The sequence below is a fragment of the Klebsiella variicola genome (assembly GCF_000828055.2).
Lineage (GTDB): Bacteria > Pseudomonadota > Gammaproteobacteria > Enterobacterales > Enterobacteriaceae > Klebsiella > Klebsiella variicola.
The window spans coordinates 2,516,081-2,539,195 of sequence record NZ_CP010523.2; the positions used below are offsets into that span (position 1 = coordinate 2,516,081).

Annotated in this window: 21 protein-coding genes; 7 read left to right on the top strand and 14 right to left on the bottom strand. The window is 59.6% G+C overall.

Annotated features, from left to right (window positions below; genetic code table 11):
• The first annotated feature begins 1 nt into the window (after nucleotide 1).
• Nucleotides 2-775: a 1,6-dihydroxycyclohexa-2,4-diene-1-carboxylate dehydrogenase gene (locus tag SP68_RS11855; protein WP_022065939.1), complete on the top strand. Its 774-nt coding sequence runs from the start codon at nucleotides 2-4 to the stop codon at nucleotides 773-775.
• On the opposite strand, the gene yddG is transcribed toward SP68_RS11855, so the two are convergent.
• Nucleotides 772-1,650, bottom strand: coding sequence for an aromatic amino acid DMT transporter YddG (gene yddG, locus SP68_RS11860; protein ID WP_012541598.1), 879 nt, complete (start codon nucleotides 1,648-1,650; stop codon nucleotides 772-774). The genes SP68_RS11855 and yddG overlap by 4 nt on opposite strands.
• Before the next feature lie 225 nt (nucleotides 1,651-1,875).
• Here yddG and fdnG point away from each other — a divergent pair, with 225 nt between their 5' ends.
• The 3 genes from fdnG to fdnI are packed head-to-tail and all read left to right on the top strand — an operon-like array spanning nucleotide 1,876 to nucleotide 6,468.
• Nucleotides 1,876-4,923 carry a formate dehydrogenase-N subunit alpha gene (fdnG, locus tag SP68_RS11870; protein ID WP_136071156.1) on the top strand — a complete coding sequence of 1,016 codons (3,048 nt, stop codon included), beginning with the start codon at nucleotides 1,876-1,878 and terminating at the stop codon, nucleotides 4,921-4,923.
• An 11-nt stretch (nucleotides 4,924-4,934) separates the two neighbouring features.
• Entirely contained in the window at nucleotides 4,935-5,819 is an 885-nt protein-coding gene (fdxH, locus tag SP68_RS11875; protein ID WP_040968564.1) for a formate dehydrogenase subunit beta, read from the top strand.
• A complete protein-coding gene (gene fdnI / locus SP68_RS11880) occupies nucleotides 5,812-6,468 on the top strand; it encodes a formate dehydrogenase-N subunit gamma (RefSeq protein WP_016161135.1) in 657 nt (218 codons plus the stop codon). The genes fdxH and fdnI overlap by 8 nt, the downstream gene beginning before the upstream one ends.
• Before the next feature lie 52 nt (nucleotides 6,469-6,520).
• Here the strand turns inward: fdnI and SP68_RS26405 are convergent, their stop codons facing one another.
• The 4 genes from SP68_RS26405 to SP68_RS11895 form a co-directional block, all read right to left on the bottom strand.
• The gene (locus SP68_RS26405; RefSeq protein ID WP_022065943.1) at nucleotides 6,521-6,847 is read right to left on the bottom strand and encodes a CcdB family protein; all 327 of its coding nucleotides are present in this window, start codon (nucleotides 6,845-6,847) and stop codon (nucleotides 6,521-6,523) included.
• Entirely contained in the window at nucleotides 6,844-7,029 is a 186-nt protein-coding gene (locus SP68_RS11885) for a hypothetical protein (RefSeq protein ID WP_025711567.1), read from the bottom strand. The genes SP68_RS26405 and SP68_RS11885 overlap by 4 nt, the downstream gene beginning before the upstream one ends.
• A gap of 178 nt (nucleotides 7,030-7,207) precedes the next feature.
• On the bottom strand, nucleotides 7,208-8,026 hold the full coding sequence (gene ppk2, locus SP68_RS11890; RefSeq protein WP_012541603.1) for a polyphosphate kinase 2: 819 nt from the start codon (nucleotides 8,024-8,026) through the stop codon (nucleotides 7,208-7,210).
• Nucleotides 8,027-8,112: 86 nt separating this feature from the next.
• On the bottom strand, nucleotides 8,113-8,550 hold the full coding sequence (locus SP68_RS11895) for a VOC family protein (protein WP_012968112.1): 438 nt from the start codon (nucleotides 8,548-8,550) through the stop codon (nucleotides 8,113-8,115).
• Nucleotides 8,551-8,827: 277 nt separating this feature from the next.
• Here SP68_RS11895 and araJ point away from each other — a divergent pair, with 277 nt between their 5' ends.
• Nucleotides 8,828-9,982 (top strand): MFS transporter AraJ, encoded by a 1,155-nt coding sequence (gene araJ, locus SP68_RS11900; protein ID WP_032730466.1) that lies wholly within the window; start codon nucleotides 8,828-8,830, stop codon nucleotides 9,980-9,982.
• A gap of 6 nt (nucleotides 9,983-9,988) precedes the next feature.
• Here the strand turns inward: araJ and SP68_RS11905 are convergent, their stop codons facing one another.
• The 7 genes from SP68_RS11905 to adhP form a co-directional block, all read right to left on the bottom strand.
• On the bottom strand, nucleotides 9,989-11,080 hold the full coding sequence (locus SP68_RS11905; protein WP_040968563.1) for an alkylhydroperoxidase domain protein: 1,092 nt from the start codon (nucleotides 11,078-11,080) through the stop codon (nucleotides 9,989-9,991).
• Between the two features lie 9 nt (nucleotides 11,081-11,089).
• A complete protein-coding gene (locus SP68_RS11910; RefSeq protein ID WP_032730464.1) occupies nucleotides 11,090-12,076 on the bottom strand; it encodes a putative FMN-dependent luciferase-like monooxygenase in 987 nt (328 codons plus the stop codon).
• Nucleotides 12,076-13,692: a dipeptide ABC transporter ATP-binding protein gene (locus tag SP68_RS11915; protein WP_040968562.1), complete on the bottom strand. Its 1,617-nt coding sequence runs from the start codon at nucleotides 13,690-13,692 to the stop codon at nucleotides 12,076-12,078. Before SP68_RS11915 ends, SP68_RS11910 begins: the two co-directional genes overlap by 1 nt.
• Nucleotides 13,689-14,537, bottom strand: a complete 849-nt coding sequence (locus SP68_RS11920; protein ID WP_023297686.1) for an ABC transporter permease — start codon at nucleotides 14,535-14,537, stop codon at nucleotides 13,689-13,691. The genes SP68_RS11915 and SP68_RS11920 overlap by 4 nt, the downstream gene beginning before the upstream one ends.
• A complete protein-coding gene (locus SP68_RS11925; RefSeq protein ID WP_040968561.1) occupies nucleotides 14,534-15,478 on the bottom strand; it encodes an ABC transporter permease in 945 nt (314 codons plus the stop codon). Before SP68_RS11925 ends, SP68_RS11920 begins: the two co-directional genes overlap by 4 nt.
• 10 nt (nucleotides 15,479-15,488) lie before the next feature.
• Nucleotides 15,489-17,111 (bottom strand): TIGR04028 family ABC transporter substrate-binding protein, encoded by a 1,623-nt coding sequence (locus SP68_RS11930; protein ID WP_016161128.1) that lies wholly within the window; start codon nucleotides 17,109-17,111, stop codon nucleotides 15,489-15,491.
• A gap of 157 nt (nucleotides 17,112-17,268) precedes the next feature.
• On the bottom strand, nucleotides 17,269-18,279 hold the full coding sequence (gene adhP, locus SP68_RS11935; RefSeq protein ID WP_002906221.1) for an alcohol dehydrogenase AdhP: 1,011 nt from the start codon (nucleotides 18,277-18,279) through the stop codon (nucleotides 17,269-17,271).
• A 253-nt stretch (nucleotides 18,280-18,532) separates the two neighbouring features.
• On the opposite strand from adhP, the gene SP68_RS11940 reads away from it, so the two are divergent.
• Nucleotides 18,533-19,132 carry an inorganic diphosphatase gene (locus SP68_RS11940; RefSeq protein ID WP_012968118.1) on the top strand — a complete coding sequence of 200 codons (600 nt, stop codon included), beginning with the start codon at nucleotides 18,533-18,535 and terminating at the stop codon, nucleotides 19,130-19,132.
• Nucleotides 19,133-19,299: 167 nt separating this feature from the next.
• Entirely contained in the window at nucleotides 19,300-20,253 is a 954-nt protein-coding gene (locus tag SP68_RS29085) for a helix-turn-helix domain-containing GNAT family N-acetyltransferase (RefSeq protein ID WP_040968560.1), read from the top strand.
• A 36-nt stretch (nucleotides 20,254-20,289) separates the two neighbouring features.
• Here the strand turns inward: SP68_RS29085 and SP68_RS11950 are convergent, their stop codons facing one another.
• Together SP68_RS11950 and SP68_RS11955 are read right to left on the bottom strand one after the other, a co-directional pair.
• Complete coding sequence (locus SP68_RS11950) at nucleotides 20,290-22,005, bottom strand: ABC-F family ATP-binding cassette domain-containing protein (RefSeq protein ID WP_040968559.1); 1,716 nt, start codon at nucleotides 22,003-22,005, stop codon at nucleotides 20,290-20,292.
• A gap of 396 nt (nucleotides 22,006-22,401) precedes the next feature.
• Nucleotides 22,402-23,109 carry a hypothetical protein gene (locus SP68_RS11955; RefSeq protein WP_040968558.1) on the bottom strand — a complete coding sequence of 236 codons (708 nt, stop codon included), beginning with the start codon at nucleotides 23,107-23,109 and terminating at the stop codon, nucleotides 22,402-22,404.
• Between the last annotated feature and the right edge of the window lie 6 nt (nucleotides 23,110-23,115).

Consider the following 23,115-nt stretch of genomic DNA (forward strand, 5'->3'; position numbering starts at 1 on the left):
GATGCGTTTTACCGATAAAGTCGTCGCTATCACCGGCGCGGCGCAGGGGATTGGCAGGCGGACCGCGGAGCAGGCGGCAACTGAAGGCGCCGCCCTGTTGCTGATTGACCGCTCGCCTTACGTACACGAACTGGCTGCCGTACTAGCCCAGGCCGGAAGTCAGGTGCTGGCGCTGGAGGCTGACCTTGAGCAGTGGCAGAGTACTGAACAGGCGTTTGCCGCCGGGGTAGCGCATTTTGGCCGCCTCGATGTGTTAATCAATAACGTCGGGGGAACTATCTGGGCGCGACCTTTCGCCGAGTATCAGCCAGAACAAATTGAGAAAGAGATCCGCCGCTCGCTGTTTCCTACCCTGTGGGGCTGCCGCGCGGCGCTCCCCTGGATGCTGAAGCAGGGGAAAGGCAGCATCGTCAATATCTCGTCGGTGGCGACGGCGGGGGTGAACCGGGTGCCTTACTCGGCGGCGAAAGGCGGCGTTAACGCGCTAACCCGGTCGATTGCCATGGAGTATAGCGGCAGCGGCATTCGGATTAACGCCGTCGCGCCTGGCGGGACGGAGGCGCCGCCGCGCCTGACGCCGCGCAACGATGAGCAGCCGAGCGAGCAGGAAAAGGCGTGGTATCAGCAGGTGGTCGATCAGACGGTGGCGAGCAGTCTGATGCGCCGGTACGGCACGCTGGCGGAACAGGCGAACGCGATCCTTTTTCTCGCCAGCGATGAAGCCAGCTATATCACCGGCGTGACGCTACCGGTGGCGGGCGGCGATCTCGGCTAGCGGCGGGTGGCATACCAGCAGAGCAGGGAGCCGAGACACACCATCCCGGCCCCCTGCCAGAAAGACCACGACAGCGCGGCGCTGAGCAATACTGCCGCCAGCGCGGAAGAGAGTACCGGCGTGAAGTACGAGGCCGCCGCCAGCAGGCTGACGTTGCCGTGCAGGATGCCGACGTTCCACGCCGCGTAAGCCAGCCCCAGCGCCACAGAGACCGTCATCAGCTTAATGACTACCGGCCAGCTAAAGAGCATCGGCGGCTGGTCGCTGGCGAGAAATTTCAGCCATAGCGTCAGGGCGGTTAACAGGACAAAGAGGGTAATGCCATTTTTACCTTTGGCGTACTTCGCGGTCACCGTGCAGTACGCCGCCCAGATAAACGCCCCGACAAATGCCAGAATGTAGCTCAGCGGGCTGGACACCACGTTATTGATGATTTCCTCGGGATTGAGCCCGTGCTCGCCGCCAAGTACCCAGCTCACGCCGAACAGCGCCAGCAATAAGCCGGGGATCACCAGCCAGCTGCTTTTCTGGCCATTAAAGAGAATGGCGAACAAAATCGTCAGGCTGGGCCACAGGTAATTGACCATCCCCACTTCAATGGCCTGCTGGCGAGTGGCGGCGAACCCCAGCGACAGGGCGAGGCAGATTTCATAGCTGACAAACAGCACGCTGCCGGCCAGCAGATAGCGGCGCGGGATCTGGCGCAGGTTGGGAAAGCCAACGGTAAAAATGAGCAGCAGGCCGCTGAGGCTATAAATCATCGCCGCGCCGCCAACCGGGCCTAACCCTTCGCTGACGCCGCGAATCAATCCGACCATCGTGCTCCATAATATAATGGCGGCGAAGCCGATTGATGTCGCTCTCTTTTTTTGCATATTTAACCTGATAGTGACGCAAACGCAGCCGGAATTTATAACATCTTTTGCCGGTCGATGGTCGATATTTCCCGCCGGCGTTAACTCTTTGGTATTAGTCAAACTCGTCGCCGCTGACTATTAAGGGGGCGAGCGTTTTCGACCTTGATTTGACGCAAATAAAACAAAGGTATTGCTGTTAGTTTCCTCCGCGCGATGAATCAACATCCTGCATGGAGGAATGCAATGGACGTCAGCCGCAGAAAGTTCTTTAAGATCTGCGCAGGCGGTATGGCCGGAACCACAGCCGCCGCCCTGGGCTTTGCCCCTAAAATGGCGCTGGCTCAGGCACGCAATTTCAAATTGCTGCGTGCGAAAGAGATCCGCAACACCTGCACTTACTGCTCCGTGGGCTGCGGGCTATTAATGTATAGCCTCGGCGACGGCGCGAAAAACGCCAAAGAAGCGATTTACCATATTGAAGGGGACCCGGACCATCCGGTGAGCCGCGGCGCGCTGTGCCCGAAAGGCGCAGGCCTGCTGGACTATGTCCACAGTGAAAACCGCCTGCGTTATCCGCAATACCGCGCCCCGGGCTCGGATAAATGGCAGCGCATCTCCTGGGATGACGCTTTTAACCGCATCGCCAGACTGATGAAAGCCGACCGCGACGCCAACTTTATTGAAAAGAACGAGCAGGGCGTGACGGTTAACCGCTGGCTTTCCACCGGCATGCTGTGCGCCTCGGCGGCAAGCAATGAGACTGGCATGCTGACGCAAAAATTTGTGCGTTCGCTCGGCATGCTGGCGGTAGACAACCAGGCACGCGTCTGACACGGACCAACGGTAGCAAGTCTTGCTCCAACATTTGGTCGCGGTGCGATGACCAACCACTGGGTTGATATCAAAAACGCTAACGTCGTGGTGGTGATGGGCGGCAACGCCGCCGAAGCGCATCCGGTGGGATTCCGCTGGGCGATGGAAGCGAAAAACAATAACGATGCCACGCTTATCGTCGTCGACCCGCGCTTTACGCGTACCGCGTCGGTGGCCGATATCTATGCGCCGATTCGTTCCGGTACCGACATTACCTTCCTGTCGGGCGTGCTGCTGTACCTGATCGAAAATAATAAGATCAATGCCGAGTACGTGAAGCATTACACCAATGCCAGCCTGCTGGTACGGGATGATTTTGCCTTCGAAGAGGGCCTGTTCAGCGGCTACGATGCGGAAAAACGCCAGTACGATAAATCGTCCTGGAACTACCAGTTCGATGAAAACGGCTACGCCAAACGCGATGAAACGCTCACCCACCCGCGCTGCGTGTGGAATCTGCTGAAGCAGCACGTTTCCCGCTACACGCCGGAAGTGGTGGAGAATATCTGCGGTACGCCGAAAGCGGACTTCCTCAAAGTGTGCGAGGTGCTGGCTTCAACCAGCGTCGCGGATCGCACCACCACCTTCCTGTATGCCCTGGGCTGGACGCAGCACACCGTCGGCGCGCAGAACATCCGCACCATGGCGATGATCCAGCTGCTGCTCGGCAACATGGGCATGGCTGGCGGCGGCGTCAACGCGCTGCGCGGACACTCCAATATTCAGGGGCTGACCGATTTGGGTCTGTTGTCGACCAGTCTGCCGGGTTATTTGACGCTGCCGTCCGATAAACAGAGCGATCTGCAAAGTTATCTTAGCGCCAACACGCCGAAAGCGACGCTGGCCGACCAGGTGAACTACTGGAGCAACTATCCGAAATTCTTCGTTAGCCTGATGAAATCGTTCTACGGCGATGCGGCGCAGAAAGAGAATGACTGGGGCTTCAACTGGTTGCCGAAATGGGATCAGGCTTACGACGTTATCAAGTATTTCAATATGATGGATAACGGCAACGTCACCGGCTATATCTGCCAGGGCTTCAACCCGGTTGCGTCCTTCCCGGACAAAAACAAAGTGGTCCGCAGTCTCAGTAAGCTGAAATATATGGTGGTTATCGATCCGCTGGTGACCGAGACCTCGACCTTCTGGCAGAACCACGGCGAGTCTAATGATGTCGATCCGGCCGCGATTCAGACCGAAGTCTTCCGCCTGCCGTCGACCTGCTTTGCCGAAGAAGATTGCTCGATCGCCAACTCCGGTCGCTGGCTGCAGTGGCACTGGAAAGGCCAGGACGCACCGGGGGAAGCGCGCAACGATGGCGAAATCCTGGCTGGGATCTATCATCGTCTGCGCGAGCTGTACCGTCGCGAAGGCGGGAAGGGCGCGGAACCGCTGCTGAAAATGAGCTGGAGCTATAAGCAGCCAGATCACCCGGAATCGGCAGAAGTGGCTAAAGAGAACAACGGCTACGCGCTGGCGGATCTCTACGATCAAAATGGCGCTCTGCTGGCGAAAAAAGGCCAACTGCTCAATAGCTTCGCGCTGCTGCGCGATGACGGCAGCACCGCGTCGTCGTGCTGGATCTATACCGGCAGCTGGACCGAGCAGGGTAACCAGATGGCGAATCGTGATAACGCCGATCCTTCGGGCCTGGGCAATACGCTGGGATGGGCCTGGGCGTGGCCGCTCAATCGTCGGGTGCTGTATAACCGCGCTTCGGCTGATATTAACGGCAAGCCGTGGGATGCGAAGCGGATGCTGATCCAGTGGAACGGCAGCAAGTGGGTCGGAAATGATATTCCGGACTTCAATACTGCGCCGCCGGGGAGCAACACCGGGCCGTTTATCATGCAGCAGGAGGGACTTGGCCGCCTGTTTGCGCTCGATAAACTGGCGGAAGGGCCGTTCCCGGAGCACTACGAGCCGATGGAAACCCCGCTTGGCACCAACCCGCTGCACCCGAAGGTGGTCTCCAGCCCGGTGGTGCGTCTGTATGAAGAGGACGCCATCCGCCTGGGTAAGAAGGATAAGTTCCCGTATGTCGGCACCACCTATCGTCTGACCGAGCATTTCCACACCTGGACCAAGCATGCGCTGCTCAATTCCATCGCGCAGCCGGAACAGTTTGTCGAAATCAGCGAAGGGCTGGCGAAAAGCAAAGGTATCGCCAACGGCGACTGGGTGAAAGTCAGCAGCAAACGCGGGTTTATTCGCGCGGTTGCCGTGGTGACCCGCCGACTGCGCACGTTGAACGTCAACGGCCAGCAGGTCGAAACCGTTGGGATCCCGCTGCACTGGGGCTTTGAAGGCGTGGCCCGTAAAGGCTATATCGCCAACACCCTGACGCCTAACGTCGGCGATTCCAACTCGCAAACGCCGGAGTATAAGGCGTTTCTGGTCAACATCGAGAAAGCGTAAGGAGCGATTCAATGGCGATGGAAACACAAGACATTATTAAACGCTCCGCGACCAACCCGATAACTCCCGCGCCACGCGCGCGGGACTATAAGGCGGAAGTCGCCAAGCTTATCGATGTCTCTTCCTGCGTGGGCTGTAAAGCCTGCCAGGTGGCCTGTTCCGAGTGGAATGACATTCGCGATGAAGTGGGGCACTGCGTCGGCGTGTATGACAACCCAGCGGATCTCAGCGCCAAGTCCTGGACGGTAATGCGCTTTAGCGAGACTGAACAGAACGGCAAGCTGGAGTGGCTTATCCGCAAGGATGGCTGTATGCACTGTGAAGAGCCGGGCTGCCTGAAAGCCTGCCCCTCCGCCGGGGCGATTATTCAGTACGCCAACGGCATCGTCGATTTCCAGCAGGAAAACTGCATCGGCTGCGGCTACTGCATTGCCGGGTGTCCGTTTAACGTCCCGCGCCTCAATAAAGAGGATAACCGGGTCTATAAATGCACGCTGTGTGTGGATCGGGTCAGCGTCGGTCAGGAGCCGGCCTGCGTGAAAACCTGTCCGACCGGCGCGATCCACTTCGGTACGAAGAAAGAGATGCTGGAAGTGGCCGAGGAGCGGGTGGCTAAGCTGAAAAAACGCGGTTATGCCAACGCCGGGATTTACAACCCGCAGGGCGTCGGCGGCACCCACGTGATGTACGTTCTGCATCATGCCGACCAGCCGGAGCTATATCACAAGCTGCCGAAGGAACCGCAGATCGATACCAGTATCAGTCTGTGGAAGGGGGCGCTGAAACCGCTGGCGGCGGCGGGCTTTATCGCTACCTTCGCCGGGCTTATCTACCACTACATCGGTATCGGGCCGAACAAGGAAATTGATGACGACGAGGAGAAGCATGATGAGTAAATCGAAGATGATTGTGCGCACGACGTTTATCGATCGCGCCTGTCACTGGACGGTGGTTATCTGTTTCTTCCTCGTGGCGCTGTCGGGGATTTCATTTTTTTTCCCGACGCTACAATGGTTGACGGAAACCTTCGGCACCCCGCAGATGGGGCGTATCCTGCACCCGTTCTTTGGGGTGCTGATTTTTGTCGCGCTGATGTTTATGTTTGTGCGTTTTGTCCACCACAATATCCCTGATAAACAGGATATCCCCTGGCTGAAAGGCATCGTGGAGGTGCTGAAAGGCAACGAACATAAGGTCGCGCGCGTCGGTAAATATAACGCCGGGCAGAAGATGATGTTCTGGACCATTATGAGCATGATTTTCGTGCTGTTGGTGACCGGGGTGATTATCTGGCGGCCGTATTTCGCGGCATATTTCCCGATTCAGGTGATTCGCTATAGCCTGCTGATTCATGCGACGTCGGCGATTATCCTGATCCACGCGATCCTCATCCATATGTATATGGCATTTTGGGTCAAAGGGTCGATTAATGGGATGATTGAGGGTAAGGTCAGTCGCCGCTGGGCGAAGAAACATCACCCGCGCTGGTATCGCGATGTCGAACGCCTGGAGGCGATCAAAGAGAGTCGCGAAGGGATGAAGTAAGCCTTCACGGCGCAAAACCCGCTCCGGAGATGTCGGAGCGGGTTCCCGGCAGTCAGCAGTTCGTGATAAGTGTATCGATTGAATCGATAACGCCCTGGCGCGCATGACTCAGATTGCAGACGAAATCCTGTGGCTGGATCCGTTTATTATTTAAGTTACTGATCATTGGCGTACAAAGTAAAAAGCTGTCAAATTCTATATTTATCCTTGGTACGACATGCTGATGCCAGCGTGGTAACTGTTGTGTTCGCATTAAAGGAATAATGACTCTCGTGGCCAGGTCTGCATAATAATCATTCTGCACGTTCATATAATACGGCAGGGTTTTATTTGTCTGAGCAGAACAATTTCGATAAACATTGAATTGTTCAAGCATCATAGTACCCTGAAAAATTCATCATCAGTAAGAGTGCCTCCTTTTGCAATAAATTCATTCATTGCGGCAATGAATTCCTTGTGCTGTCGCTGTTTATCTGCTTCTCGTAAATCCTTACCTGGCTGTGCTGACGCCTTCTGGACGGGTACGTCAGTGGGTCTTTTACGTAGCGTATTACTTTTCATCATAGGCTCCTTGCGGTTGGTTCTGTTATTATTCACTTTACTCACTAAAAAATAAATCCCAGCAGCAACTTTAATATTTATTTTGCGAGGCCGCTTCCAGAGGAAAGTAACCGCATGAAATACTCATGGTTATTGTAATAAACCCGGCGCTGGTATTAACCAGCGCGGCGGGGAATAATCAGAACTTCTCGGGAATAAAGCGGAAGGGGAAATTGGTTTGTTTCATTTTGCCAATTTTGCGCTTCGGCAGCGTCACATGCTCCACCGGTAAAGCTTCATAGGGGATCTGCGACAGCAGATGGGTGATGATATTCAGGCGTACGCGCTTTTTATCCTCCGAGCGGGCGACGAACCACGGCGCCCAGGCGGTATCGGTGGCGGCGAACATGGCGTCGCGGGCGGCGGTATATTCATCCCAGCGGTTGAAAGACTTAATGTCCATCGGCGAGAGCTTCCAGATTTTACGACCATCGTCGATGCGATCCCGCAGGCGGCGCTCCTGCTCCTGCGGTGAGACCTCCAGCCAGTACTTGAGCAGAATTATGCCCGATTCGACCATGCCGCGCTCCACCATCGGCGCACCGTCGAGAAACTTCTGCACCTCCTCCGGCGTACAAAAGCCCATCACCCGTTCGACGCCGGCGCGGTTGTACCAGCTGCGATCGAAAATCACAATCTCGCCAGCCGCCGGAAGGTGCTTGATATAGCGCTGGAAATAGAGCTGGCTTTTCTCACGCTCGGTGGGTGAGGGCAAGGCGACGACCCGGAAGATACGCGGGCTGACGCGCTCGGTGATCGCCTTAATGGTGCCGCCTTTGCCGGCGCCGTCCCGGCCTTCAAAGACGATGCACACCTTCAGCCCTTTATGCACCACCCAGCGCTGCAGTTTCACCAGCTCAACATGGAGTTTGCGCAACGCCTTCTCATACGCTTTATTGTCGAGCGGGGCGGTCTTCACCGCCGCGTCGACCGGATTACCGTTTTTCTTATTACCCATCGCCATGCTCCGTGTTGCCGAGGTATCCCTTTGAAGTGTAATCCTTCGCCGGCGAGGCGGTGGAAAATATTCGCGGAGGGGACGGGCTAGCTGGCGTTCCCCGCCGCAATGACTTCCAGCCCTACCCGCTGCCCCCATGACAGCTCCAGGGTGTTACCGTCCGGGTCGGCAAAGAAGGCGAAGTATCCCACCGGATCGCCCAGCTGTTCCGGTTCCCGCCGCAAAACGCCTTCCCGCCGCGCCTGAGCGACCTTCTCATCGATCTCCGCCTGGGTGGCGCAGGCAACGCCGAGATGGCCGAACGGGCCCAGCGGCGTGTCGGCCGGATCGTCACTCTGCACCAGCACCAGAGCGAAGGGCCGGGTGCGATCGCTGAGCCACGCCACCTTACGCGCTGAGGGCAAGCCGGGCTCGCGCTGGTGAATGACGGTCATCGCAGTATAGCGGGTATAAAAATCAATGCTGCTGGCCAGACAGCGGACGGTAAAGGCGACATGGGTAAAACCGACATCAACAGTTTGCATCGATGATTCTCCAGAGGTGAATGATGGGAAGACTTTACAACCTCAAGTTAAGTTGAGATCAATTGGGCATTTATCGCTTTGAGCCCACTGATTTTAATAGGGGAGGGTCATTGCTAAGCCACGCCGTCGCCGGCTCGATGATGGCCGGCCGGGCGGCGGCGAGCATGAACGAATCAGGCCGTTGTATGGAGGAAACTGCCGTCGGGCGTTTTTAGCTGGTGTGTCGGGGCGGGATGGTCAATAATGCCGGCCGTCTCTCAATACCCCTATAAGATGTATGAAAAAAACGATTTTTTCACTGGCGCTGGGCACCTTCGGACTCGGCATGGCGGAATTTGGCATTATGGGCGTGCTGCCGGATATGGCGCACGATGTCGGGATTTCGATCCCCGCCGCCGGCAATATGATTGCCTGGTATGCCTTCGGTGTGGTGATCGGCGCGCCGATCATGGCGCTGCTCTCCAGCCGGTTTTCGTTGAAATCGGTGATGCTGTTTCTCGCTGCCCTGTGTATTCTCGGCAATACCCTGTTTACCCTCTCCAGTAGCTACGCCATGCTGGCGCTTGGCCGCCTGGTTTCCGGTTTTCCTCACGGGGCGTTCTTTGGCGTCGGCGCGATTATCCTGTCGAAAATCGCGCCGCCGGGGAAGGTGACCGCCGCGGTGGCGGGGATGATCGGCGGGATGACGGTGGCTAACCTGGTGGGGGTCCCCGGCGGCACCTGGCTTGGGCATCACTTCAGCTGGCGCTATACCTTTGCCCTTATCGCCGTGTTTAACGTCGCCGTGTTGATGACTATTTTCTGCTGGGTGCCCACCCTCTATGATCGCACCAGCACCCGGCTGCGCGAGCAGTTCCGTTTTCTGGCCTCCCCGGCGCCGTGGCTGATTTTTGCCGCCACCATGTTTGGCAATGCGGGTGTGTTTGCCTGGTTCAGCTATATTAAGCCCTTCATGCTCAATGTCTCCGGCTTTGCCGAAAGCAGGATGATGCTGATTATGATGCTGGCGGGGCTGGGAATGGTGGTCGGTAATCTGTTCAGCGGCAAAATTTCCGGACGCTTCAGCCCGCTGCGTATTGCGGCCATGACCGACGGGGTCATTGCCGTGACGCTACTGCTGATCTTTGCCTTCGGTGAGCATAAAGTCGCTTCGCTGACCCTGGCGTTTATCTGCTGCGCGGGACTATTCGCCCTGTCGGCGCCGCTGCAGATCCTGCTGCTGCAGAACGCCAAAGGCGGCGAGATGCTGGGGGCGGCAGGAGGGCAGATTGCCTTCAACCTCGGCAGCGCCATCGGCGCCTTCTGCGGCGGGATGATGATTGCCCAGGGCTTTGGCTGGAACAGCGTGGCGCTTCCTGCCGCCACGCTGTCGTTTCTGGCGATGAGCGCCTTGCTCATCTATGGCTGCCATCAGCGCCGACAAGCTTGCTAACGACGCTTACTCACGCCAGGGTTCGCCAAGGGTCAGCATCAGCCGGTTGGCCCAGGCGAAAAAGGCTGCCGACTGCAGCAGATCCAGCTGGGCCAGGGTATCTAAACCCTGCTCATCAAGCGCCGCCAGATGGCGGGCATTCAGCCCGGGCGGCGTCACCGACAGCGCAGCGGCGGCGTCGATTTCCGCCTGCCAGCGCGGCGACTGGCCGTCACTCAAATTCTCCCCCGGCGTCACCGCCAGCAGCGTGTCGACAGCGGTCTCGTCCTTCGCCAGTTGCGCCGCTTTACGGGCATGCACCGAGGCGCAGTAGATACAGCCGTTGATTTTGCTGGTCACCGTGGCGGCCAGTTCGCGTTCTGCGCGCGGCAATCCTCCGGGGGTATAGAAAATGCCTTTATCGGTCAGGGTCCGCTGCTCCAGCACCGGCTGGTTGCGCGCCAGCAGGCGAAAGTAGGGGGAGTCGCTATGGCCATATTTGGCCAGAATCGCCTGTTCTTCAGCGCTGAATTCCGCCAGCGGTTTATCGGCCAGCCAGGGTTCCCAGTGCAGCTCGTCGCGGGTGAAGCGAACCGGGGCCGCTTTGCCGCTCTGGGTGTGCGGTGTGGTATGCCAGTATCCGGCGACCAGCGGCGTATCGGCGCTGACAATGGGCTTATGGTTCAGCGCCCGCAGGCCCAGCAGCAGTCGGCTCTGGAAGCTGACAAAGGCCACCAGTTGCGCCAGAGTGACGATGCCCCGCAGGCTCCAGCCCGCGCCGGTTAAGGTGTGCAGCGCGCCGGGGGTGGCTTCGACGGGGGTGAAGGTGAGCAGGCGGGCAAAGGCCAGCGCCGGGACCAGACGATCGGTGGTTGGATCGGCGAGCCCGAAACCGGCATAGTGCGCCGCCAGCGCGTCCGCCTGGTGCAGTTTCGCCACCTTCGCGGCCACCGCGAAGCGTTCATCAAGAGGAAAGTCAGCGTCCTGCTGGCGGAACAGCACTTCATAACTTCCCTGGGCGTGACGGGTGGCGGCATCGCGTACGGCGCGCGCCTGGTCGAGCGGGGAACCGGGGGCAATCTCCGCCAGTTCGGCCAGAATATCCTGACTCAGCGTCATGGTGACTCCTTATCTGATGTGGGGGGCAATATGCTGAGCGATCAGCTCAATGGAACGCAGCGTATCCCGGTGCGAAGGCTCCACCGAGTGCACCTGAAACGAAATATCGGTGGCGCGGGCCAGCACGCTGTCCTGCGCCAGGGAGGCAATAACATGCTCAGGATCGCCGACGTGGGCATCCAGTTGTTGTAGATAGTCGGTGACACTGTCACCTTCTATCGTATGACCCGCCGCCCGGTGCTGTGTCGCCTGCTTGCGCAGACCGGGCTCGGCGATCTGCAGGGCGTGGGCGTGACTGTCGGCGACGAAGGCGGTGCGCGAGGCGAGGATCCGCGGTGCAACGCCGTCCGGCAGCGCCGCCAGGTAGGCGTCGATGATCGGGTTCTGAATGGCGTCCAGCGGCAGACGTGGCTCGCCGGGGGGCCGTGGCTGGGTGCGCGACAGCATCAGGCCGTGTCCCGCCTGACCGGCGCGGATGGCGCCCTCCGCCGAGAAGGTGGCGATCCAGATACGCTCCGCCAACTGCGGTGCGGGCGGATAGAGACGGTTGCCCGGGTGGCTCAGCGTGTCGCCGCGCCAGGCGCTATGGATCAGGTGCAGATGGTCGGCAAACACCGCCCCGCGCTGCTCGCTGGTCAGGCCGAAGGGCAGAAACGACGTTGGCGTGCCGCCGGAGCCAAACCCCACCTCCAGACGCCCGTCGGTGAGTAAATCCAGTACCGCCGCGTCTTCGGCGACGCGCAGCGGATTTTCCATCGGCAGAGTGATAATCGCCGTGCCGAGACGGATCCGGTCGGTCTGTGCCGCCACGTGGGCGAGAAACACCAGCGGCGATGGCAGGCCGCCTTCCTGTTCATGAAAATGGTGCTGGGCAATCCATGCGCTGTCGAAGCCCAAACGCTCCGCGTGGCGGATCTGTTCGGCCGCCAGCCGGTAGCGCGTTTGCGCGGAGCCCTGATCGAGCAGACGGGTAAAAAAGCCGAGGCGTTTAGGCATTATGCGTTCTCCGTGTGGGCCTGTGCTAAGCGGGGTGAAACCTGGGGAATGGCGGCGATCAGTTCGCGAGTGTAGGCCTGCTGCGGAGTGGCGAACAGGCGGTCAACGTCGCCATGCTCCACCACCTGGCCGGCGCGCAGTACCGTGACGCTGTCGGCAATCCGCCTGACCGTCGCCAGATCGTGGGTAATGAACAGGTAGCTCAGACCCAGCTGCTGCTGTAACTGCTGCAGCAGGGCGAGGATCTGCGCCTGAACGGTGACGTCGAGCGCCGAGGTCGCTTCGTCAAGGACCAGTATCGCCGGCTCGAGGATCAGCGCCCGGGCAATCGCCACCCGCTGCCGCTGGCCGCCGGAGAGCTCCCGCGGCGTACGCGACAGCAGCTCCGGGGCCAGCGCCACCCGCGCGGCGACGGTCTCCACGCGCAGGCGACGCGCCGACGCGCTGAGGCGCTCAAAGTTCTTTAACGGCTCTTCGATAATCGCAAACAGCGTCTGGCGCGGGTCGAGCGAGGCGAAGGGGTTCTGGTAGACAAACTGGATTTTCCGCCGCAGCTGACGCTGCGCCTCGCGGCTGAGATGCCCGGCGTCGATACCGTCGATGGTCACCTGTCCGGCATCGGCGCGCTCAAAGCCCAGCAGGATCCGCGCCAGGGTAGTTTTCCCGGAGCCGGATTCGCCCACCAGCGCATGGGTGGTGCCGCGTCTGACCTCAAAACTGACGCTGTCGAGCGCCTGCAGCGCCTGTTTGCCCAGCGAGAAACGTTTACTGATCCCCTCCACGCGAATGGCCGGCGTGGCCAGCGGTCGGTGACGAGCCGCCGTCAGCCCCAACGGCGCATCCTGCAGGTCGTGGAGCAGCTGGCGGGTGTAAGGGTGTTGCGGACGCTGGACAATCGTCTCGGTGGCGCCCTGTTCCTGAATCTCTCCCTGACGAAACACCATGATCCGGTCGGCGCGTTCTGCGGCCAGCGCCAGATCGTGGGTGACAAACAGCACGGCGGTACCCGACTCGCGACGCAGGATATCGAGCATGTCGAGAATGCGCTTCTGCACCGTGACGTCGAGAGCGCTGGTGGGCTCGTCGGCAATAATCAGATCCGGCTGCAGGGCAATGGCGATGGCGATCAGCACCCGCTGTTTCATCCCACCAGACAGCTGATGCGGATACTGGTCAAAACGCTGTTCCGGGTGGCTGAGACCGACTTTAGTGAGCAGGTTAAGGACCTGCTGTCGGCGCTCAGCGGCGGAGAGGGACTGATGCAGCCGCAGGATCTCTTCCACCTGCTGGCCAATGGTTTTTACCGGATTGAGCGAATTACCGGGATCCTGCGGGACCAGGCTGATGCTCACTCCGCGCAGGCGGTTAAGGCGTTTTGCCGACCAGTCGCTAATCACTTCGCCATTGAGGATAATCCGCCCGGCATCCCGGCGGGCATTATCCGCCAGCAGGCCGATTATGGCCTGCGCGGTGGTGGTTTTCCCCGAGCCGGATTCTCCGACGAAGGCCAGCATTTCGCCACGCTGGATGGAAAAACTCACGTTGTGCACCACCTCGCGCCATTCGCCCCGCGAGCGGTAGCTGATGCGCAGATCTTCAACGGACAGAACGTTCATGGGCGTACTCCACTCCACTGGCGGCTAAGACGATTGGCGGCAAGGACCACGGCGACCACGGCGAGGCCGGGGAAGGTGGTCAGCCACCAGGCGGTCGACAGGTAGTTGCGACCTTCGGCGATCAATAATCCCCACTCCGGGACCGGCGGCGGGGTGCCGTAGCCGAGGAAGCTGAGGGTGGCCAGGGCCAACATCGCCTGTCCGAACTGCAGCGTCGCGAAAGCAAGCACCGCAGTGAGCGAGTTGGGCAGAATATGGCGCCAGAAGACGGCGAAAAAGGTGCCGCCGCTGCCCCGGGCCGCCTCGACGTAATCGCTGTGGCGCACGCGCACGACCTCCGCCCGCGCCAGGCGTGCGAAGCTGGCGATAGCCGCCACGCCAACCGCCACCGCCGCATTCACCGTGCCGAAACCAAGCAGAATAATTACCGTGAGCTGCAGCAGCAGGGAGGGGATGGCCAGCAGGACATCGACCAGGCGCATGATCGTGGATTCAACGCGTCCGGTCAGCGCCCCGGCGAGCGTACCAAGGGCGGTACCTACCACCAGGCCGATGGCGACGGCGATCAGCGCCGCCGACAGGGAATGTACCGCGCCGTAAACCACCCGCGTCCACAGGTCGCGCCCCAGCTGGTCGGTACCCAGCCAGTAGTGCGCTTGCGGCGCCAGGCGCTGAGCGCCGGGGATCCCTTCCAGCGGGTTAGCGGAGGTAAACCACTGCGGGGCGAGGGCCATTAACAGCGCAGTGATCATCACCGCCCACGCCAGCCACAGGCCAGGCTGCAGACGCACCCTGCGCCATTCCGGGCGGCGGCGAACCGCGATGGCATAATCGACCAGGCTCATTTCGCACCTCCGGCCTGTAAATGGAGTCGGGGATCCAGTCGCGGCATGACCAGGTCGACAAGCAGGTTTATCAGGACGAAACCGAGGGCGGAGATCATCACCACTGCCTGCAGCACGGCGATATCCTGGTTATTGACCGCCTGCTGGGTCAGTTGGCCGAGGCCGCTGCGGCCGAAGACGGTCTCAGTGATCAGCGCCCCGGCAATCAGCTCGCCCAGCAGCAGCCCGGCAATATTCAGCGCCGGCAGCAGGGCATTACCCATCACATGGTGCCAGAGGACGCCGGTCTCGCTCATTCCCTTGGCGCGGGCGACCGCGACGAAGGGCTGAACCGCCACCTGATCCATGCTGCGCATCAGGATCTGCGCCAGCGGGGCCGAAATGGGCAGCGCGACGGCGATAACCGGTAAAATCAGCCCTTCCAGTGGGCCGGGGTTGATCACCGGGATCCAGCGCAGCTGAAACGAGAAGAGCTGGATCAGGGCGATACCCAGCCAAAAAGTCGGCAGAGAGATAAACAGCACCGGCAGCGACTGCAGGAGGTTACTCAGCCAGCGCAGCCCCGGCAGACGCGAGGCGAAGGCGAGGGCGAAAGCCAGCGCCACGGCCAGCAGAAAGGCCGGCAGCGCGAGGCTTAAGGTATCCGGCAGGTTGCTGGCAAGCAGACTGCTGACCGGCAGACCCGCCTGCAGGGAATAGCCGAAGTCGCCGTGCAGCATCGCCAGCAGCGTGTGCAGGTACTGGCGCCACAGCGGGCTGTCAGCGCCGTAGGCCAGTCGCATGTCGGCGATTTGCGCCGGGCTCAGGCCAAGATCCGGATTCTGAAACTTGATCAGCACCGCATCTCCCGGCAGCACCTGCAGCAGGAAAAAAGTGAGGGTAAATGCCGCCCACAGGACCAGCAGCCCCTGGCCGAACCGTCGCAGAAGATAAGCGCTCATACCCGGCCTCTTAGTGCTTGTCCAGCCACGCGCCATAGAACGACGGACGACCGACGGCCTCGAAGCTGACGCCTTTGACCCACGGCGCGCCGGCGAACACCTGCGGCTCTTCGAAAATGGGGATCACATAGGCGTTATCGATCAGATAGCGCTGGGCGTCACCGGTTAACTGCAAGCGCTGCTGCGGCTCTACCGCCGCGGAGATGCCGGTCAGCAGGTCATTCAGCTTATCATCGCGGAAGTGCTGCACTTTATCGCTGGAGCCGCCTTTCTGCAGCAGCGCATCGCGGTTGTTGGGGAAGAACATACTTTTCACCACATCCGGGTCGGCGCGGCCCACTTCTGAGACGGTGAGCGGGGTTTTCTGCGGGTCAAGATTGTCCAGCGTACGGCTACCGGCATCCCCGGCTTTGACGGTCAACGCCACACCCACCTGGCGCCACTGCTGGGCGATCAGCTGCAGCACTTCCTTATTCTGCGGCTGCGGCAGCGATTCATATACCGTCAGCGCCAGCCGTTGGCCGTCTTTACTGCGAATACCGTCGGCGTCGGGCTTCCAGCCGGCGTCGTCCAGCAACTGTCGGGCTTTGGCCTGGTCGAAGGTCAGTTTATCGCTCAGATTGACATAGCCGGCGGCGGAGCTGGCCAGTACGGAGGTCGCTTGCGGGTAGTTAGCGGAGAATAGCGTCTCCACCACCTGTTTGGCGTTGGTGGCATGGAGCAGGGCCTGGCGCACCCGCAGGTCGGCGACCAGTGGGTTATCCGGGCGGAAGCTCAGGCTGTCGTTGACCCCGCGGGTAGGGGCGGCGTAGACCTTAAATCCCTGATCGGTCGCCTGCTTTTCATCGTAGGCCTGCACCTGGCGAATAAAGCCCGCCTGACCCGCCAGCAGCGCGCCGATGCGCACGCTGTCTTCCGGGGTCACAATATAGGTGATGCCGTCGAGGTTAGCGGGCCCCTGCTGGGCACTGTTTTTCGGCCCCCACTGATAGTCCTTGCGCGCCACCAGCGTCAGCTCGCGGCCTGGCTTTTCATCCTGCACCACAAAGGGCCCGGAGCCGATAATATGCCGGGCATCGCCCAGCTCTTCAAAATTGCGCTGCAGGGTGCTGAGTGATACCAGACCGGAGCCGATGGTGGCGGTTCCCTGCAGGAAGCCCGGCGACGGTTTGTTGAAGTAAAATTTCACCGTCAGCGGGTCGATCACTTCGCTGCGCTGGTAGTTATTGATGACCTCCGAGACGGGCAGGCGATGGGCTTTATCTCCCAGACCATAGGTGTCGAAGTTTTTGGCCACGGCGGCGGCGTCAAGCGGCGTGCCGTCCGAGAAGGTGACCCCTTTGCGCAGGTGGAAAGTGTACTCGGTTTTATCGGCATTGCTGGTCCAGCTCTCGGCAATCCACGGCTCAATCTCCAGCGTTTTCGGGTTCTGCCAGGTGAGCTTGTCGGTTATCTGATTGAGAATACCGCCATTCGGATAAAAGCCGCCGGCGGGCGGATAGAGATTGGTGTGCGGTTGCTGCTCCAGATAAATTAAGGTGCCGCCTTTAACCGGCGTGTCGGCGGCCCAGACGGAAAAGGCGCCGGAGAGAAACAGGGCGGCCAGCGCGGGCAGGCGAAAATGACGATGCATGGTGAATTCCTTTGTTATCTATTGTGTTGCCATCATCGGGCGCGGCTAAAAACAAAGGAACCAAGGAATTGCGCTAAGCATTTGCGGAAATTGGATTTACTTCGCGAGTGGGAAGCATGGGGCAAGCGCCTCTCCCGGGCGGGAGAGGCGTTGGTGATTAGCTGCGCAGGTCGATAACCATACGGCCGCGGATCTGACCCTGCTCCATCTCTTTAAAGATGGCGTTGATATCTTCCAGCGGGCGCAGGGTGACTTTCGGCACCACTTTGCCTTCGGCGGCAAACTGGAAGGCTTCCACCAGATCCTGACGAGTACCGACCAGAGAACCGACCACCTCGATGCCGTCGAGCACCAGACGTGGAATATCGAGGCTCATCGCCTCCGGCGGCAGGCCCACCGCGACCACGCGGCCACCGGCACGAACGGCATCCACCGCCGAGTTAAAGGCCGCTTTAGCTACCGCGGTCACCACGGCAGCATGCGCGCCGCCGGTTTTTTCCTGAATCACTTTCGCCGCATCTTCATTACGGGAGTTGATGGTCAGATCGGCGCCCATCGAGGCCGCCAGCTCCAGCTGCCCGTCGTTGACGTCGATAGCGATCACTTTGGCGTTAAAGACATTTTTCGCATACTGCAGCGCCAGGTTGCCCAGCCCGCCGAGACCGTAGATAGCGATCCACTGACCCGGTTTGATGTGAGAGACCTTGACCGCTTTGTAGGTAGTGACGCCCGCGCAGGTGATACTGCTGGCGGCGGCGGAGTCGAGGCCGTCCGGGACTTTTACCGCGTAGTTGGCGGTGACGATGCACTCTTCCGCCATGCCGCCGTCGACGGTATAGCCGGCGTTTTTCACCGAGCGGCACAGCGTCTCATTGCCGCTGTTACAGTAATCGCAGTGGCCGCAGCCTTCGAAGAACCACGCTACGCTGGCGCGATCGCCTGGCTTCAGGGAGGTGACGCCCGGTCCGACTTTTTGCACCACCCCGATCCCTTCATGGCCGAGAATGACGCCGGTTTTATCGCCAAAATCGCCGTTTTTCACGTGCAGGTCCGTATGACACACGCCGCAGCATTCCATTTTCAACAACGCTTCACCGTATTCCAGCGGGCGCAGCGTTTTTTCCGTGACGTTAACCTGATGGTCGTGGGTAACAACAGCAGCCTTCATGCCTGTCTCCTTGTGAGGGGATTGTTTAATTTTATTAATGCAATAGTACCCAATAAGGATTAGACGCGATGGAGAAAAATACAAGGCGCTTTAGTACAGGATGTGGTTTTTTGCTACAGCGGTAGCACAAAATTCAGGCAATACCTCTAATTTTGGTAGGTAATAATAGCGTCACTGAATGGTCATGTTTTCTTCATCACCCAACTCTATCGTTTTGCGCATCAATTTCTTATAACAACAGAGTGATACAACAATGCATCTGGTAAAAACCATCCTCACTGCCGGTCTGTTTCTGTCCGCCGCCGCGCAGGCGCAGAACGTACTGGAATTCCCCCAGCCGGAAAACAACCCGGAAGAATTTTACGCCGTCACCGAGATCCCGGCAGGGGGCATCATTAAGTATGAAACCGACGCCAAAACGGGGTTTATCATCGCCGACCGCTTTCAGTCGATGCCGGTGGCTTACCCGGCGAACTACGGCTCGCTGACCCAGTCGCTGGCCGGAGATGGGGACCCGCTGGACGTGGTGTTTTACACTCGCGCGCCGATGGCGCCGGGTACACTGATTAAGCTGCGGCCGATCGGTGTCCTTAAGATGATAGACGGCGGTGAGAAAGACGACAAAATCATCGCCGTGCCGGCCAGTAAAATTGACCCAACCTATGACGACATCAAGACCATCACCGATCTGCCAAAAATCGAGCAGCAGCGGCTGGAGGCCTTCTTCCGGGTCTATAAAGAACTGCCGGAGGGGCGTAAAAAGGTTGAGCTGGCCGGTTTTAACGATGCCGCCGCTGCGAAGCAGGAGATCAAATCGGCCTGGGAAGCCTGGAAAGCGAAGAACCCGCAATAATATTCATCGCGGGCGCTGTCCGGCGCCCGCGGCATTCGCTTTCATGATCCCTGTGGCGGCGAAATCACACGTCACACGGCAACGCTTATCTCACCATATTGCATCTTGACGCAGGATGAAGATGATGGTTGTATTGTACAACCATTTCATGTTTCGGACCCGCTGCCATGCCTGACACCCCCTTAATCCAACAGATTCGTACCGCCTCGCGGTTAATGGTGCGCGAGCTGGGCTTTATGAGCACCACGCTTGCCGCCACCCATTATTCACCTTCGGCGGTGCACACCCTGCTTGAGGTATCGATGAGGGGGGAGATGACGGCCGCGCAGCTGGTCACGTTGCTGGGACTGGATAAATCAAGCGTCAGCCGGATGGTCTCTCGTCTGCTGGCGGCCGGTGAGCTGGAGGAGCGTCCTTGCGCGGAGGATGCGCGCGCGAAATCACTCGCCCTGACGGCAAAGGGGCACGATACGGTGGCGAAAATTAACGCCTGGGGTACCCGTCAGGTGGTGGAGGCGTTAGACCATCTGGATGAGACGCAGCAGCACACTGTCGCCACTGGACTGGCGGCCTATGCCCGGGCGCTGGCGCAGTGTCGGGATAGCGCGCTCGCGGATACGGCTCCGCAAATTTCGCTGATGACCGGCTATCAGCCGGGGATGATCGGCCGGATAGCCCAGATGCACGGGGAGTATTACGCCCGTCATCATGATTTTGGCGCTTTTTTTGAAGGCAAGGTCGCCAGCGGCGTAGCGGAATTTGCCACCCGGCTTTCCTCCCCGGCCAACCAGATCTGGCTGGCGATCCGCGAAGGGAAAATCGTCGGCTCGCTGGCTATCGATGGCGAGGGCCTCGGCCAGCAGGAGGCGCATCTGCGCTGGTTTATTCTCGACGACAGCTGCCGGGGAACCGGCATCGGCAGGCGTCTGCTCAGCGAGGCGATGACTTTCTGCGATAGTCGCCAGTTTAGCGCGGTGCAGCTGTGGACCTTTAAAGGGCTGGACGCGGCCCGCAAACTGTATGAATCCTTTGGCTTCACGTTAACCCGCGAATGGCAGGGGGAGCAGTGGGGAAAGGTAATGACCGAGCAGCAATTTACCCGGTCCGGAAACACCGGCTAAGCACGTTGCGCCTTAGCCGGTGGGGGAACATGAAGATTACGCCAGCTGGTTAAGCAGGCGGGCAATCTCCTCACGCCACTGCGCCTGAAGTGACGGCTTTTGATGTTTTGGCTTGCGGGCCATATCGTCAGCCAGCCATTGCTCCAGGTCAATCAGCCGCGCCAGCAGCGCCTCCTCATCATCGTCAGCCCCGGCGGGCGTACTCTGCAAAGCGAGTCGACTGTCCGGGGCGGGCGCCACGGCCTGCAGACGGGCATAGACCTCCTCCAGGCTGTGCCATTCCGTTAACCCGGCGTTGTCGATCAGCCAGAAGCGGTTACAGCTTTCGCTAATCAGCTGGCGGTCATGACTGACCAGCAGCACGCCGCCGGGGTAATCGCGCAGCGTCTGCGCCAGCGCCGCTTTACCCTCCATATCAAGATGGTTGGTGGGTTCATCCAGCAGCAGCAGACTGTAGCGCGCCAGCGAGAGGCCAACAAACAGTAGCCGCGATCGCTCGCCGCCGCTGAGGGTGCTGACCTTCTGGCTATGTCTCGCCCAGCCAAACCCGGCGGCGATCAGCGCCCGTTTACGGGTGTCGGCCGACGGGGCGAACGGCGTCAGCGCGTCGAGCAGGCTGGCATCGTCCGGTAACTGCTCCAGCGTCTGGTCATAGTAGCCGGGGTGCAGCCGGGGATGCAGGCGCAGCCCCGGGAGTGGCGATGCGTCGTTCATCTGCTGCCACAGCAGGCGCAGCAGGGACGATTTACCGCCGCCGTTGCGTCCCATGATGGCCACGCGATCGCCGCTGCGCAGGCGCGCCACGCCGGTGGTGAAGAGGGATGGCAGGCCCGGCGCGGGCGCGACGGGCAGGGTGTCCATCTCCAGCAGGCGGTCAGCCGGCAGGGCGTCCCCCTGCAATGACAGACGCCACGGCGGGCCGACGCTGAGCTCGGTTTGCTCGTCTTTCAGGCGGGCGACCTGCTTCTCCATCTGTTTGGCTTTACGGGCGAGGTCTTCGTTGTCATAGACGCGACCCCAGGTGGCCAGGCGCCGGGCGCTGGCGCTGACCCGGTCGATCTCCTTTTGCTCGGCCTTATGGCGCAGCGCGGCGCTTTCATCCTGTTCCTGCAGTGCCTGACGGGCAGCGCTGCAGGGCAAGGCGAAGCTGTGCAGCGTCTGGTCGCGGAGGATCCAGCTGGCATTAGTTACAGCATCCAGTAAGGTGTTGTCGTGTGACACCAGCACGAAGCTCCCCTGCCAGGTTTGCAGGAAGCTTTCCAGCCACAGCAGGGTCGGCAGATCGAGGTGGTTGCCGGGCTCATCCAACAGCAGCAGGTCAGGCTGGCGGATCAGCGCCCGGGCCAGCAGCAGGCGCGTGTGCTGGCCGCCGCTCAGGGTAGTGGTTTGCTGCTCCATCACCGCCGGGGTAAAGCCCATCTGCGCCAGCAGGCGTTCGGCCAGCCAGCGCTGCGCTTCCCGTACATCAGCGGGTAACGGGGCCAGTACTGCCTGCAACAGCGACTGCGAACGCAGCGCCTCCGGCAGATGCTGTTCAACGCGGGCCATCAGACACTGACCGGCGAGTGAGACGCTGCCCGAGGTGGGCGCGAGGGTGCCGTCCAGCACCTGCAACAGGGTGCTTTTGCCGCAACCGTTATGGCCGATGAGACCGATACGGTCGCCTTTCTTCAGGGTGAAGGAGAGGGTGTTAAACAGCGGCCCAAAGGCAGTCTCCACGTGGAGCGCATGGGCAGTTAGTAATGTACTCATAGTCAACTTACTCAAGAGTTACAGGCATGCAAATGCCTCGTCAAAACTCGCTGACGATAACCCGGTAAGCCGGAGAGAAGGGATTGCGTGAAGTGTCTTCGCTCAAGCCATAGTTATCGCAGCACGATACCGATAACGCTTGAGCTGGCGCAATTGCCTAATGCATGTGAAACAATAAACATTTCACAATACAGCATGGGGGGCCTCCTTTTTTATTCAGTCAGTGGGTGGGTGCTGGCAGTGTAGTGGGGAAAGGCTAGCGACGCCAGTGACAAAACTGGCAGGGGGCCCCGCCAGCTTTCACCTGCGCCGTCTTTGTCTACGATGCCGGGTTGGCGCAGAGGGCTTATGTGTTTGCCAGAACATGGTTGCAGAACCATTTTTTTGCTGGCTCATTTACGGTGCCTCCACAGGGACGGTGGCGATCGGGCGGGCAATCATGATTGCCGTTTCACTGAGCGCATTCAGATCGCTTACCTGAGTACACTGGCGGGCCATGACCTGCGGATCGCCGTCCGGAAACCAGCCCTCATTGAATGACAGGGTGTAAAACTGGCTATACCGCTTGACTTCACAGCGCCAGGCGCGGCCAAGATTGTTTCTGTCGATAAGCCAGCGGGGATCTTTCGCTTCAACAAAAATTTCATATTTAGAGGGTTGAATGACATGTCGATCTGAATTCGTTTTGCTCCAGAAAATGGCACTGTAATAAACGTTGTGTTTACCGTACTGAATACTGGCATCTCGTCCGGGGGTAACCTCCGGATGGAGGAAAATAACTATCCCGGCGGCAATCAGTACCATCAGCGGTAATATAGGATGCTGTATCGGCCGCCAGGGGATTTTACGTACCGCCAGCAGCCAGACCAGGGTAATAATAAACACGTAGAGCAGGGCGAAGAAAAATTTACTCGGTTCATAGATGACGACATCCACCAGATCGCCGGTGGCGGGCTGATACTGTTCCGCCCGCGGGGTGAGCATCCACATATCACCGCTGAAGAGGCACATTCCGGTGATGATGGCGATACCGCCGATAAGAAACAATACAATACGGATCAGAATCGCATTCGCTTTATTCGCGCCAGGGGTTAATTTTAGCATTTCACA

Bases quoted from the DNA above. Each gene is read 5' to 3' on its own strand.
- SP68_RS11855 (WP_022065939.1), top strand. From the start codon at position 2: ATGCGTTTTACCGATAAAGTCGTCGCTATCACCGGCGCGGCGCAGGGG.
- yddG (WP_012541598.1), bottom strand. From the start codon at position 1,650: ATGCAAAAAAAGAGAGCGACATCAATCGGCTTCGCCGCCATTATATTA.
- fdxH (WP_040968564.1), top strand. From the start codon at position 4,935: ATGGCGATGGAAACACAAGACATTATTAAACGCTCCGCGACCAACCCG.
- fdnI (WP_016161135.1), top strand. From the start codon at position 5,812: ATGAGTAAATCGAAGATGATTGTGCGCACGACGTTTATCGATCGCGCC.
- SP68_RS26405 (WP_022065943.1), bottom strand. From the start codon at position 6,847: ATGATGCTTGAACAATTCAATGTTTATCGAAATTGTTCTGCTCAGACA.
- SP68_RS11885 (WP_025711567.1), bottom strand. From the start codon at position 7,029: ATGAAAAGTAATACGCTACGTAAAAGACCCACTGACGTACCCGTCCAG.
- ppk2 (WP_012541603.1), bottom strand. From the start codon at position 8,026: ATGGGTAATAAGAAAAACGGTAATCCGGTCGACGCGGCGGTGAAGACC.
- SP68_RS11895 (WP_012968112.1), bottom strand. From the start codon at position 8,550: ATGCAAACTGTTGATGTCGGTTTTACCCATGTCGCCTTTACCGTCCGC.
- araJ (WP_032730466.1), top strand. From the start codon at position 8,828: ATGAAAAAAACGATTTTTTCACTGGCGCTGGGCACCTTCGGACTCGGC.
- SP68_RS11905 (WP_040968563.1), bottom strand. From the start codon at position 11,080: ATGACGCTGAGTCAGGATATTCTGGCCGAACTGGCGGAGATTGCCCCC.
- SP68_RS11910 (WP_032730464.1), bottom strand. From the start codon at position 12,076: ATGCCTAAACGCCTCGGCTTTTTTACCCGTCTGCTCGATCAGGGCTCC.
- SP68_RS11915 (WP_040968562.1), bottom strand. From the start codon at position 13,692: ATGAACGTTCTGTCCGTTGAAGATCTGCGCATCAGCTACCGCTCGCGG.
- SP68_RS11920 (WP_023297686.1), bottom strand. From the start codon at position 14,537: ATGAGCCTGGTCGATTATGCCATCGCGGTTCGCCGCCGCCCGGAATGG.
- SP68_RS11925 (WP_040968561.1), bottom strand. From the start codon at position 15,478: ATGAGCGCTTATCTTCTGCGACGGTTCGGCCAGGGGCTGCTGGTCCTG.
- SP68_RS11930 (WP_016161128.1), bottom strand. From the start codon at position 17,111: ATGCATCGTCATTTTCGCCTGCCCGCGCTGGCCGCCCTGTTTCTCTCC.
- adhP (WP_002906221.1), bottom strand. From the start codon at position 18,279: ATGAAGGCTGCTGTTGTTACCCACGACCATCAGGTTAACGTCACGGAA.
- SP68_RS11940 (WP_012968118.1), top strand. From the start codon at position 18,533: ATGCATCTGGTAAAAACCATCCTCACTGCCGGTCTGTTTCTGTCCGCC.
- SP68_RS29085 (WP_040968560.1), top strand. From the start codon at position 19,300: ATGCCTGACACCCCCTTAATCCAACAGATTCGTACCGCCTCGCGGTTA.
- SP68_RS11950 (WP_040968559.1), bottom strand. From the start codon at position 22,005: ATGAGTACATTACTAACTGCCCATGCGCTCCACGTGGAGACTGCCTTT.
- SP68_RS11955 (WP_040968558.1), bottom strand. From the start codon at position 23,109: ATGCTAAAATTAACCCCTGGCGCGAATAAAGCGAATGCGATTCTGATC.